The following is a 12,646-nucleotide window of genomic DNA, read 5'->3' as shown; positions in this document are numbered from 1 at the left end:
ACCTCTCCGGCACCACCGGCTTGTGGTCCGCTTGCCGGTACCGGTTCGATCACCTTGCCCAAAAACGGCTTTTCCCGGAAAATTTCCGACACACTGCTGAGTTGATCTTAAGCGGCATGCTAGCGTCGCTCACCGTGGGCCTTCGCCCCGACTTGCCCGGACGAGCCGTCTGACGGGGAACAGCCAAGAATCAGGGAGGGATTCTTCGCCCTTGTCGTGCCATGCGCAAGACTGCGACCGCGATCGCCCCTACCGAATGCCGGCAGCCGACGTAATCGATCGATTATAGCCCAGCATTCCGACGAAGAGGGTTAACAATGGCTGAAAAAAATGCGAGGAAATCGAGCGGGAGCGATGTGAGGAGACGGAACCCGTGAGCATGAACAGCAGATCCGGCATCTCCCGCTCGCACGGCTCCCGGCCGGAGCACTACCGCTGCCTCGGCGTGGGTGTCGGTCCGGCGAACCTCAGCCTGGCGTCGCTGCTCTACGGCAGGCCCGGGGTGCCGAACCTCTTTCTCGACCGGAAGGACCGGTTCGGCTGGCACGACGGCCAGCAGATTCCCGGTGCCAAGCTGCAGGTATCGCTGCTGAAGGACCTGGTCACGCTGTCCGATCCGACCAACCGCTTCTCCTTCTTGTCCTATTTGCACAAACAGGGCCGGATCTACCACTTCGTGAACGCCCAGTTCGACTCGGTGCCCCGCCAGGAGTTCCGCAACTACCTCGAGTGGGCGAGCCGGATCAACGAGAACGTCACCTTCGGTGAGGAGGTGCTCGGCGTCGAGTTCCAGGACGTGTTCACCGTGCACACCAGCGACCGCGTCGTGACCGCGGACAACGTCGTGGTCGGCGTCGGCACCCAGCCGTGGGTTCCGGAACCGGCCCGGGGCAAGCTCGGCGGCACGCAGTTCCACGTCGCGGATTACGTCGCGAAATCCCGCGAGCTCGCGGGAAAGCGTGTCGCCGTGGTCGGCGGCGGCCAGTCGGGGGCCGAGGTCTTCCTGGATCTGATCTCCCGCCCGCCCGCGGAGCTGCCACGCCGGGCGACCTGGATATCCCGGCGGCGCAACTACTTCCCCATCGACGATTCCCCGTTCACCAACGAGTACTACATGCCGAGTTATTCGGACTACTTCTTCGAGCTCGAACGCTCCACCCGCATCGCGCTCAACGCCCAGCACGTGCTCACCAGCGACGGGATCTCCGAATCCACGCTGCGCGAGATCTACCAGCGCTGCTACGCCCGCCGCTTCGTCGACGGCAGCCCGGACCTGTTCGCCCTGCTCCCCAACCGGAACGTCACGGATGTGCGGGCGGACCGCGGTGGCTGGGACCTGACGGTGACCGGCAACGACGATCCCGGCCTGGTCGAGCACGTGGAGGTGGACCACGTGGTCTGGGCCACCGGCTTCCGGTCCGCGGCCACGGACTTCCTCGCGCCGGTCGAGCACCGGCTGGCGCGGGAGGGCGACGAGTACCGCGTCGACCGCGACTTCGCCATCGAATGGGACGGCCCCCGCAACCGCAGTGTCTTCCTGCAGAACGGGGCACGCGGGCAGCGCGGCCTCGCCGACCCGAATCTCAGCCTGATGGCGTGGCGGAGCCAGCGCATTCTCGACCGGCTGCTCGGCGTGCATTCCAACGAGCAACTCGACTCGTTCATCGGCTGGTCGGCGAAGCACCCGACCGGCGAGTTCGGAAGGGCGTGAGCGCGGTGTCCGCGAACCAGTCCGCGAACCAGTCCGTGAAGGCGGGCACCGGCCGACGGGCTCACACCCGCGTCGACGTCGCCGTGCTGGGCGCGGGCATCGTGGGCTGCCTGACGGCCCGCGAGATCGTCCGCCGCTCCCCCGCCGCCTCCGTGATGCTGATCGACCGGGACGCGGTGGGAGGTGGGGCGAGCCTGCGCTCCGCCGGCTTGCACACCCCTCGCGGCACGACGGCGCGGGTGCGCCGCATGACGCGGTACAGCCAGCACTTCTACGCCGAACTGCGGCGCGCCCGGCCGGGCCTGCCGATCCATCCGGTTCCGATGACGGTCGTCGGCCCGCGGGACGGGCAACCGCTGGCGGGCACCTACCTCACGGAATCCGGCCCGGTTCCCACGCGCGAGCTCCCCGAGGGCGTCCGGCTCCCGGACGGTACCGCGGCGTGGGAGATCAGCGGCTGCCACTACGCCGTCGTGCCCACGGTCGCGCAAGCGGTGGTGGCCGACCTGGGCACCGACGCCGACGTCCGGGAGGCCGTGCGCGTGCACTCCCTCGACGTCACGGCGGACGATGTCCGGCTCCGCCTTGGCACCGGCGAGACCGTGACGGCGGGCAGAGTGGTGCTGGCCCCCGGCCCCTGGTTGTCCGCCGCGCCGTGGGCCGGGCTGGTGGCTCCGCTCGGGGCGCGGGTGAAGAAGGTGGTCGCGCTCCACATCCGGCGCAGGCCAGTGCCCGGTGACCGGGCGGTGTTGTTCCAGCAGGAGGACGCCTTCCTGCTGCCGCTGCCCGGCCGCGGGCACTGGCTGTTCAGCTACACCTGCCCGGAGTGGGACGCCGACCCCGACTCGCCCGTTACCGGGCTGACCGCGAAGAACCTTGTCGAGGCCAAGGAGATCTTGCGGCGCTACGCGCCCGGGATGGCGGACGCGTGCGCATCGGGCCGGGTGTTCTGCGACGCCTACAGCGGCACCGGGGAACCGGTGGTCCGCCCACTCGACGAGGGTGGCCGCGTGGTCTTCGCCGGCGCCGCGAACGGCTCGGGCTACCGGCTGGCGCCCGCCATCGCCGCCGAGGCGGCCGACCTCCTACAGCTAGGGCGTGTACCACAGTGGCTTGGGTAGCGGTGCGGGTGGCGGAACCTGACGCGGCCCCTCGCGGTGGGATCTCTTCCTCATGAATGCCAGTTCACCAAGCGCTGGCAGTGCTGTTCTTACGAGGGCCCACCGCAAGCGGCTCCGCCGCTTATAAAACACAACCGAGCAGGGAGTGGATTGTGAACATCAGCACCTTCAGCGAGGAAGCACTGAGCAGGTCCTTCGGCATCGACGTGTCCAGTGTGGACACCGGGGCGGCGGGCGACATCGGTGTGGGCGCCGCGTGGGGACGCGTCGCCCCGGGCGTGCGATCGCTGACCCACCAGCACGACGAGACCGAGACGTGGGTGATCGTCGCCGGCTCGGGCGAGCTGACGGTGGACGGCGAGCGGTATCCCGTCTCGGCCGGATCGGTGGTCCGGTTCGACCCGTTCGAGACCCACTACGTGACGAACACCGGCGAGACGGACCTACTGCTGGTGTCGTTCTTCTGGCGGGACGGGGAGCGCGCGGCGGAAGCCGCCACGCGGCCGGTGCGGCGGGGCTTCGGCAGGCGCCCGGTGTTCGTGTTCTCCTCGGCGCCGACCCCCAACGGCGACCTGCACCTGGGCCACCTGGCCGGTCCGTTCTTCGCCGCGGACGCCTACACCCGGTTCCAGCGGATGAACGGTGTCGACGCCTGGCACCTGTGCGGCAGCGACGATTTCCAGAACTACGTGGTGGCGGCGGCGGAACGCGAAGGCCGCACCCCGGCCGGGACCGCGGCGCACTACAGCGGCCGGATCCGGGAAACGCTGCGGGCCATGGACATCGAGGTCCACCAGTACACCGCGACGAGCGCGGACGAGAGCTATCCCGACGCCCTGCGGGCGTTCTTCACCCGGCTGGTGACCTCCGAGCAGGTGCGGTGGGAGGAGGCGGACGCGCTGTTCGACCCCGTAACCGGGAAGTACCTCTACGAGGCCGGGGTGACCGGCGGGTGCCCGTCCTGCGGCGAACTCACCGGCGGCAACATCTGCGAGGGGTGTCGCGAGCCCAACTCCGTCGCCGACCTCGTCGATCCTGTGTCCACCGCGTCCGGCACCGCCCCGCGCGAGGGCACCGTGAAGCGGTACTCGCTCGCGCTGCACGAGTTCGCCGGCTCCGTGCGGGAACACCACCGGCGTGGCCGGGTGCCGTCGTCGGTGAAGGAACTGGCCGCGCGGGTTTTCCGCCGCGAGCGGGTCGACGTGCCGCTGACGCATCCCGCCGAGTGGGGCGTCGCACCCGACGAGGGAGGATCCGAGGGCCAGGTGATCTGGTCGTGGATCGACTACGCCTTCAGCATCCTGCACGGCATCTCCTCGCTCGGCCGGGCGGCGGGCGAGGACTGGCGCTCGGACGAACCCCGTGCGGACTGGAAGATCGTGCACTTCCTCGGGGCGGACGGCAGTTTCTTCCACCCCATCGTGATCCCCGCGCTGTACCGGGCGGCCCACCCCGGATGGGAACCCGACATCGACTACCACCTCAACGAGTTCTACCTGCTCCAGCACAGCAAGTTCTCGACCAGCAGGCGGCACGCGGTGTGGGGCCGGGACGTGCTCGGCCCCGACACGGTGGACGCGGTGCGCCTCTACCTCGCGCTCACCCGGCCCGAAGGCAGGCGCACCAACTACGATCCCGGCGAGTTCGACGCGTTCGTCGCCGGGCGCCTCGCCACGCAGTGGCAGGGCTGGCTGGCGGACCTCGGCGAACGCATCGAGCGGCGGTACGGCGGCAAGGCACCCGACGCGGGCGTCTGGACGCCCGAGCACACCGCGTTCCTCGCCCGCCTCACCGAACGCCTCGCCGCGCTGACCCACAGCCTCGGCCCGGACGGATTCTCGCTCAACCGCGCCGCCGAGACCCTCCTCGGCCTGGTCGACGACGCCCGGGAGTTCTCCCGGCGCGAGGCTCCCGCCGCCGACCTCGACCCGTGGCACGACGAGGCCCGCACGGCCGTCGCGCTCGAACTCGCCGCGGCTCGCCTGCTGGCCACCTGCGGTTCACCCGTGATGCCCAGGTTCGCGGCGGCGCTCGCCGGGGCCCTCGGCGAGCCTCCGGCCACCCAGTGGCCGCGGTCCGTGCGGCTCGTGCCTCCCGGCACGGCCATCGGCCTGGCCGGACACGTCTTCTTCGGCGAGAAGACCAGGAGCGAGGAGAGCGCCGATTCGCCGCTGCTGCCGTGGCTGTCCGCGGTGGTCCGTGAGGTGCTGCGGCTGGCCCCCGACGAACCCGTGCGCGACCGGTCGCTGGCCGACCTCGGCATGGAGTCGATCCAGGCCGTCGCGCTGCAGTACCAGCTCACCGACCGGCTGGGCGCGGACGTGCCGCTCGCGAGCCTGCTGAGCCAGGACGTCGCGGGACTGGCCGCGTCCCTCGCCCGGGACCTGCCCGCGGACGTCGTCCGGGAGCACGCGGAGGTGGTGGCGTGAGTGCCGCCGAGGTACTGCGGGAGTTGCGGTCCCGGGGACTGACCATCACGGCCTCCGGGCAGGACCTGCGGTTGCAGGGCCCACGCGAGCGCATGGACACCGAGCTGATCGGGATGGTCAAGGCGCACAAGCCCGCGCTGCTCTCCTATCTGGACACCTCGCCGCCGTTCGGCCTCACCGCCCTGCAGCGCGGCTACCTCATCGGGCGTGAGGAGCACGTGGAGATCGGCGCCACCGCCAGCCACGTGTACCACGAGATCGAGGGGTGCTGGGATCTCGGCCGGCTGGAGGAGGCGCTGCGCTCGGTGGTGGCTCGCCACGGCATCCTGCGCACCCGGTTCACCGACGACGGCACGCAGGTCGAGCAGCGCTCGGTCGACGTCCGCGTCGGGCGGTACGACCTGCGCGGGCACTCCGCCGAAGCGCAGCAGGAGCATCGCCGGAGGATGCGGGACGAACGGGGGCACCGCATGCTGCCCGTGGACGAGGCGCCGTTGCTGGCCGTGGACGTCACCGTCCTCGCCGACGACAGCATGGTGCTCCACGTCGATCACGACGGCCTGATCCTCGACGCGATCAGCATGTTCCTGTTCTTCCGGCAGTGGTGGTCGGCCTACGAACACGGCCGGATCGAGGACGCCGGGCCGGAAGCGTCGTTCGCCGACTACGTGGCGGCGCAGGAGCGTGCGCGCACGCGGGCCCCGGCCGAGCGTTCGCGCCGGTACTGGCTCGGGCGGCTCGACGACCTCGCACCGTATCCGGACCTGCCGCTGGCCACCAGCCCGTCGTCCATCACGCGGCCGCGCTTCACGGCCCGCTTCGCGAAGCTCGACGAGAGCCGGTGGACGGCGTTGAAGGCCCGCGCCGCCGAGGCCGGCTTGACCCCGTCCGGCGTGCTGCTCGCCGCGTATGCGGAAACGCTGGCCTGCTGGGGCGCGGGGACGCGGTTCACCCTCAACACCACGGTGGCCAACCGGCCGCCGATCCACCCCCGCATCCACGCCGCGCTCGGCAACTTCGGCGAGACGATGCTGGTGCAGGTCGAAACCGAGGGCGGCACGTTCGCCGAGCGGGCGCGGGCGATCCAGGCATCGCTGCGGGAATCGCTGGACAACCGGCACTTCTCCGGGATCGAGGTGCTGCGGGAACTCGCGCGGCGCGACGGCGCGGACGCGCGGATGCCCTACACGTTCAACAGCGCCATCGGTTACGAGGGCGCGGACGGCTCGGCGCTGGAACTGTTCGGGCCGGAGGTGTGGACGTCGAGTCAGACGCCGCAGGTGTGGCTCGACGTGTCGCCGTTCGAGCAGCACGGCGGCCTGGTGGTGCAGTTCGACAGCGTCGACGGGCTGTTCCCGGAAGGTTTGGTCGACGCGCTGGTGAGCGGCTACCAGCAACTGCTCGGCCTGCTGCTCGAAGAGGCGTCGTGGACGGCGACGCTGTTCGACCTCCTGCCGGAGGACCAGCGGCGCCGCCGGGCCGAGGCGAACGACACCGAGGTCCCGGTGCCGGGTTCGCAACTGCTGCAAGACGCTTTCCTGGCGCGCGCGGAGGCCGCCCCCGACGCCCCGGCGGTGTTCACCTCCACCGCGCGCATCACCTACGGCCTGCTCCGGGCGCACGCCGTCCGCGCGGCGGAATGGCTGCGGCGGCAGGGAGTCCGGCGCGACGAACCGGTGGCGCTGGTGATGACCCGCGGTCCGGAGCAGGTCGCGGGTATCCTCGCCGCCCTCATCGCCGGCGCGGCCTACCTGCCGATCGACGCCGCGCTGCCCGCCGAGCGACGAGAGTATCTGCTGAAGGACTCCGGGGCGCGGTGCGTGCTCACCAACGCGGGCCACGAGGACGGCATCCGTGCGGTACTGCCGCTGGACCTCACCGGGCCGGTGGACACAGTGGACACAGTGGACACAGTGGCCCCGGCGGACCCGGTCGGGCACGCGCCGGGCGCGCGGCCCGGCGATCTGGCCTATGTGCTCTACACCTCGGGCACCACGGGCGAGCCCAAGGGCGTGATGGTGACGCACCGCAGCGTCGCGAACGTCGTCGCGGACTGCAACCGCCGGTTCGGGATCGGGCCGGACGACAGGTTCTTCGCGATCAGCGCGTTCTCCTTCGACCTCTCGGTGTACGACGTCTTCGGAGCGCTCTCGGCGGGCGCGGCGCTGGTGCTCCCGGACGCCGAGCGCGCGGCCGACCCGGAGCACTGGCTGCAGTTGTGCGGCGAGACCGGGGTCACCGTGTGGAATTCGGTGCCCGCGATCGTCTCGTTGCTGCACGAACACGCGGAGACCGAGGGCGCCGAGCGGCTGGCGGCACTGCGGCTGGTGATGATGAGCGGCGACCGGTTGCCGCCGGACCTGCCGGCGGCGCTGCGGAAGCTCAAGCCCGGACTCGAAGTGGTCTCTCTCGGCGGGCCGACCGAGACGACCATCTGGAACATCCTGCACCCGGTCGGCGAGGACGAGGACGGCTCGGAGAGCATTCCCTACGGCAGGCCGAACGCGAACAACCGCTCGTACATTGTGGACAGTGCGGGCCGTGACCTGCCCGACTGGGTCACCGGCGAGATCTGTGCCGCGGGCGTGGGACTGGCCCGCGGTTACTGGGGTGACCCGGTCCGGACCGCGGAACGGTTCCTTGACGACCCGGTGCGCGGTGAGCGGCTCTACCGCACCGGCGACCTCGGCCGTTACCTGCCCAGCGGGGAGATCGAGATCCTCGGCCGCACCGACTTCCAGGTCAAGGTGAACGGGTACCGGATCGAGGCGGGTGAAGTGGAAACCCGGCTGGCCGCACTCGCCGCGGTGCGGCATGCGGTGGTGACCAAGGAGGCGGGCACCGGCGGCGATCGGCTGGCCGCGCACCTGGTCCCCGCGGGCGGCAGCCGCCCGAGCACCGCCGAGCTCGGCGAGGAGCTGCGGCGGGTGCTGCCGCACTACATGGTGCCTTCGGCGGTGTACTGGCACGAGAGCTTGCCGTTGACCCGCAACGGAAAGGTGGACCGGGCGAAGCTGCTGCGGTGGGAGCCCGCGGAAACCGGTCCGGTGGTCCAGAACGCCGCCCCGGACAGTGAACCGGACAATGAACTGGAACGCGAGGTCGCCGGGTTGTGGGCGAAGGTGCTCAAGATACCCACCGAACCGGCCGTCACCACCACACTGTTCGAACTCGGCGGCGACTCGCTGGCCGCCGCGCGCATCCTCGCCGGGGTGCGCAAGCGGTTCGGTGTCACGTTCACGCTCGACCGGCTGCCCGAGGTCGACACCGTGCGCACCATGGCCGCCCGGATCGCCGCGGCCCCGGCCAGGAAGGGAGGCCCGCGGTGACGACGGCGCCTTCGATCCTCAACCACATCAACGCCGAACCGCCGCCTGCCGGGCACCGTCTCGCCGTCGCCCGGCTCGACCGGACCGAAGCGCTGGACCTGCGGGACGTGCACGCCATGGCCGGACGGCTCGCGGGCGCACTGCTCGACCTTGGCGTCTCCCGGGGTGACCGGGTCGGCATTCTCGCCCCGAACTGCCTCGAGTGGGTGCTGCTCGACCTTGCCGCCCTGCGGATCGGGGCGGTCACCGTGGGGTTCGATCCGGCGAAGTTCGGCACCGACCCGGCGCTGATCGAACGCTACGGGCTGGCCGTGCTCTTCGCCGACGGTGCCGACGGTGCTTCCGACGACAGTGCCGACGGTAGCGGGCCCCGGCTGCTCCCGGCCGCCGAGGCCCGGACGCTCGCGGAGACACCGGGTGTGGTCGTGCCCGAGCCGGTCCACTACCGGCCGGAGGACTTCACGGCGATCAAGCTGACTTCCGGCAGCACCGGTGAGCCGAAAGGGCTGACCGCCTCCGTCGGCAGCATCGACAGCGGTATCGCCGCCGTGCAGGAGATCTTCGCCCACGGCGAGGACGACAACCTGTTCGTGTTCCTGCCGCTGTCGGTACTCCAGCAGCGGTACTGGATCTACTCCGCGCTGCGCTACGGCCACGACGTCACGCTCAGCACCTATGAGGCGGCGTTCCCGACGCTGCGCCGGGTTCGCCCCACCGTCGTGATGGGGGTGCCCGGGTTCTTCCAGGCGGCGAAGGCCTACATCGAGCGCCAGGTGCAGCGCTCCGGACCCGAGATCCCGCCCGCCGAGGCACTGGCCGAGGGCGCGCGGAAGGTGTTCGGCGACCGGATCCGCTACCTGTGGACGGGGTCCGCCCCGGCGGGCGGGGAGGTGCTGCGCTTCTTCACCGACGCGGGCCTGCCGATATACGAGGGCTACGGCCTGAACGAGACCTGCATCGTCACGAAGAACCATCCCGGCGCGCACCGGCCGGGCAGCGTGGGGAAGGTGTTGCCGCACAAGGAGGTGCTACTCGACGCCGACGGCGTGATCAGCGTCCGGAGCCGGCATCCGGTCTGCCACCGCTACGAGTACGCCCCGCCGGGCGTGTCGGAACGGGTCTTCGGCGAAGACGGCACGGTGCGCACCGGCGACCTCGGCTGTTTCGACGAGGACGGCTACCTCTACATCCGCGGCCGGGCGGACGACGTGATCGTGCTGGAGAACGGCAGAAAGGTGGTCGTGCGGCCGATCGAGGAACACATGCGCTCCTCCGCGGCGATCGAGGAATGCGTGGTGTTCTGCCCCACGCAGACCTACCTCGTGGCGGTGGTGTCCCCGGCGGGCGTGCCGGCCGACGAGGCCGCCGTCGCCGGGCAACTGGCCCGTACCAACGCCGCTTTCGGCCCGGACGAACAGATCCGCAAGGTCGTCATCGCCGACGAACCGTTCAGTGCCGGAAACGGCCTGCTCACTTCGCAGTTCAAACCGCTGCGCGCCCGCATCGCCGAGCGCTACCACCGCGAGATCCACGACATCAACGGGAGCATCCATGTCTGCTGAGAACCCCGCCGGACCGGCCGGTGAGGTCGAAAACGCGGTCCGCGAGAATCTGGCGCGGGTCCTGGGCGACGGCCTGGCGCCGGGCGCCTTCGAGCCCGACCGGGACCTGGCCGACGACTACGGCCTGACGTCGATGAAGAAGGTCATGTTCCTGATGGCCGCCTGCGACGACGCCGGGGTCGCACTGGAATCCTTCACCGAGCCCGACGTGGCCGCGATGCGGACCCTGCGGGACGTGACCAGCGCGCTGGCCCGCCACGCCGGGGCGGTGGCGCGATGAGCTGGGCCGAGCGCGCCAGGCGCGAGCTGGCGAACGAGCACGTCGTGCTGCGGCCGATCGCCGAGCAGGACCGGGAACCGCTGCGGACGCAGGCAATGGACCCGGCCATCTGGCGCTACTTCGTGCTGCTGATCGAGACCGACGACGACTTCGACGCGTTCTTCGACGCCGCGGTCGCCGACCAGTCGGCGGGCGAGCGGGTGGTCTACGTGATCACCGATCGCCGTTCGGGTCTGGTGGCGGGCAGCATGAGCTTCTGCAGCATCGCCGAGAGCGCCGGGCGGCTGGAGATCGGCTGGTCCTGGCTCGGGGTCAAGTTCCACGGGCAGGGGATCAACCGCTGGGCGAAGTTCCTGATGCTGCGGGAGGCGTTCGAAAACCTCGGTGCCGAGCGGGTCGAGTTCAAGACCGACGCGCTGAACCTGCAGGCCCGGCAGGGGCTGCGCAACATCGGGGCGATCGAGGAAGGCATCCTGCGCGGCTTCAACCCGATGCCCGGCGGGCGCCGTCGTGACGCGGTGTACTACAGCGTGCTGCGGCGGGAATGGCCGTACGTGCGCGACCAGCTGCTGGCGGGGCCGAAGGTGAGGCCGCGCGAATCATGACGTTCCCCTTCGTGCGGCTCGGGGGTGACGCCTTCGAGCGCGGCTGGGCGCACGGGAAGGCGCTTTCGCACCGGCTGCGGGCCTTCCTCGACGACGGCCTGTGCCGTCTCGACGCGTTGCTGGACGAGCCGGTCACGCTGGACCAGCTGCGGACGACACTGGCGGACTACCGTGCCGCGATCGAAACCGGCACGCCGAGACTGGCCGAGGAGGTCCGCGGCCTCGCCGCCGGAGCCGGCATCACCGAGGACGAGGCCACCCTGCTGCAGGTCCGCCGGGAAATCCTCGGCTACCAGCGGGTGCCGACGCTCGGCGACTGCACCACCTACGCCCGTTCCGCCGGAGCGGAACCGGTGCTGGCGCAGACGGTCGACCTCAACGGCGACCTCGACGAGCACCTTGCCGTGCTCGACGTCTCGGCGGGTCCCCGGCGCGCGCTGGTGCTCAGCTTCGGGGGGCTGCTGGGCTACCTCGGCGTGAACGACGGCGGGCTCGCGGTCGGCCTGAACCTGGTACTCGGCGGCGACTGGCGGCCCGGCCTGCCACCGTATCTGGCGATCCGGCACCTGCTGGACACCGCGGGCAGCGTGGGCGAGGCGGTGGAGGTGCTGCGCGGGCTGCGCCTGGCCAGCTCCCGGTCACTCACCCTGTGCGACGCGGAGACCACCGCCTGGGTCGAGGTGCTCGGCGACGAGATGAGGGTGTCCGAAGGGCCGGAATCCTTCCACACCAACCATTTCCTGCACCCCGGGTTCGCGGCGCACGACGAGCTCAACGTGTTCGCCCGCAACTTCTCCCGGCTGCGGCTGAAGACGTGCCAGGCGGGCGTCGCGGAACTGCCGCGCGCCGCGACCACCGAGGACCACTTCGCGCTGCTGTCCACCGCCCCGATCCGGGTCGAGGGCACCGGTGACCTCCGCCGGGAACGGACGGTAGCGGCGGTCGTGTTGTGGCCCGCCCGCGGCGAACTGCACGTGCGTGCCGGTGACCCGGCCGTCTCCCCCACTCGCTCCTTCGCCCTCACCTGACCGGAAAGGAGACGCCCGATGCCCGGTCCCGGATGGTTCATCGTCCAGGGGGACAACCGGCCCGCCCGCGTGTTCTGCTTCCCCTACGCCGGCGGCAACCCCCGCACCTACCTCGGCTGGCAGCCCGCCCTCGACGCCGACGCCGACGTCGTGGCCGTCTGCCCGCCCGGTAAGGCCCACCGCGCTCACGAGACGCTGCCACCGTTCGACGCGCTGGCCGACGCCGCCGCGGCGGCGATCGCGGAGGAGTCGCGCGGCGACCAGCGTCCGATTCACCTGTTCGGTCACAGCTTCGGCGGACTGCTGGCGTTCGAGGTGGCGCGCCGGCTCCGCGGCCTGCCGAACCTGCGGCATCTCGTCGCCTCCGGTATCTCCGCGCCGTCGCTGCTGCCGTCGCGGCGGGTACGGCGGATCGCGGAGCTGAACGGCAAGGAGTTCGCCGAAGCGCTGGCCTTCTTCGGGCAGTTCCCGCCCGACGTGCTCGCCGACGAGGGCGTGCTCGCGCTGCTGCTGCCCGGGCTCAAGGCGGACTTCGACCTGGCGGTCGGCTACCGCTACCGCCCGGCCCCGCCGCTGGAGAT

The 12,646-nt window shown here is 71.0% G+C and carries 9 protein-coding genes; all 9 read left to right on the top strand.

Annotation, left to right across the window (positions count from 1 at the left end; translation table 11 throughout):
- Positions 1 to 379 precede the first annotated feature (379 nt).
- The gene (locus FNH05_RS03145; protein ID WP_144585732.1) at positions 380 to 1,711 is read left to right on the top strand and encodes a lysine N(6)-hydroxylase/L-ornithine N(5)-oxygenase family protein; all 1,332 of its coding nucleotides are present in this window, start codon (positions 380 to 382) and stop codon (positions 1,709 to 1,711) included.
- Positions 1,708 to 2,832 (top strand): NAD(P)/FAD-dependent oxidoreductase, encoded by a 1,125-nt coding sequence (locus FNH05_RS03140; RefSeq protein ID WP_246127481.1) that lies wholly within the window; start codon positions 1,708 to 1,710, stop codon positions 2,830 to 2,832. The genes FNH05_RS03145 and FNH05_RS03140 overlap by 4 nt, the downstream gene beginning before the upstream one ends.
- A 152-nt stretch (positions 2,833 to 2,984) precedes the next feature.
- A complete protein-coding gene (locus FNH05_RS03135) occupies positions 2,985 to 5,261 on the top strand; it encodes a class I tRNA ligase family protein (protein ID WP_186382349.1) in 2,277 nt (758 codons plus the stop codon).
- Positions 5,258 to 8,590: a non-ribosomal peptide synthetase gene (locus FNH05_RS03130; protein WP_144585730.1), complete on the top strand. Its 3,333-nt coding sequence runs from the start codon at positions 5,258 to 5,260 to the stop codon at positions 8,588 to 8,590. The genes FNH05_RS03135 and FNH05_RS03130 overlap by 4 nt, the downstream gene beginning before the upstream one ends.
- Positions 8,587 to 10,152 carry an AMP-binding protein gene (locus FNH05_RS03125; protein WP_222426497.1) on the top strand — a complete coding sequence of 522 codons (1,566 nt, stop codon included), beginning with the start codon at positions 8,587 to 8,589 and terminating at the stop codon, positions 10,150 to 10,152. Before FNH05_RS03130 ends, FNH05_RS03125 begins: the two co-directional genes overlap by 4 nt.
- A complete protein-coding gene (locus FNH05_RS03120; RefSeq protein ID WP_222426496.1) occupies positions 10,142 to 10,432 on the top strand; it encodes an acyl carrier protein in 291 nt (96 codons plus the stop codon). The genes FNH05_RS03125 and FNH05_RS03120 overlap by 11 nt, the downstream gene beginning before the upstream one ends.
- Positions 10,429 to 11,037, top strand: coding sequence for a GNAT family N-acetyltransferase (locus FNH05_RS03115; RefSeq protein WP_144585729.1), 609 nt, complete (start codon positions 10,429 to 10,431; stop codon positions 11,035 to 11,037). The genes FNH05_RS03120 and FNH05_RS03115 overlap by 4 nt, the downstream gene beginning before the upstream one ends.
- Positions 11,034 to 12,065, top strand: coding sequence for a C45 family autoproteolytic acyltransferase/hydrolase (locus FNH05_RS03110; RefSeq protein WP_144585728.1), 1,032 nt, complete (start codon positions 11,034 to 11,036; stop codon positions 12,063 to 12,065). The genes FNH05_RS03115 and FNH05_RS03110 overlap by 4 nt, the downstream gene beginning before the upstream one ends.
- Positions 12,066 to 12,083: 18 nt before the next feature.
- A partial coding sequence (locus FNH05_RS03105; protein ID WP_144585727.1) for a thioesterase II family protein occupies positions 12,084 to 12,646 on the top strand: 563 nt, incomplete at its 3' end.

Origin of the sequence: Amycolatopsis rhizosphaerae, from assembly GCF_007713715.1 — a bacterium.
Lineage (GTDB): Bacteria > Actinomycetota > Actinomycetes > Mycobacteriales > Pseudonocardiaceae > Amycolatopsis_E > Amycolatopsis_E rhizosphaerae.
This window is presented reverse-complemented; position numbering and strand designations above follow the sequence as displayed.

What these genes read in the sequence shown, in the direction of transcription:
- FNH05_RS03145 (WP_144585732.1), top strand. Translation starts at nt 380, where the DNA reads ATGAACAGCAGATCCGGCATCTCCCGCTCGCACGGCTCCCGGCCGGAG.
- FNH05_RS03120 (WP_222426496.1), top strand. Translation starts at nt 10,142, where the DNA reads ATGTCTGCTGAGAACCCCGCCGGACCGGCCGGTGAGGTCGAAAACGCG.
- FNH05_RS03115 (WP_144585729.1), top strand. Translation starts at nt 10,429, where the DNA reads ATGAGCTGGGCCGAGCGCGCCAGGCGCGAGCTGGCGAACGAGCACGTC.
- FNH05_RS03110 (WP_144585728.1), top strand. Translation starts at nt 11,034, where the DNA reads ATGACGTTCCCCTTCGTGCGGCTCGGGGGTGACGCCTTCGAGCGCGGC.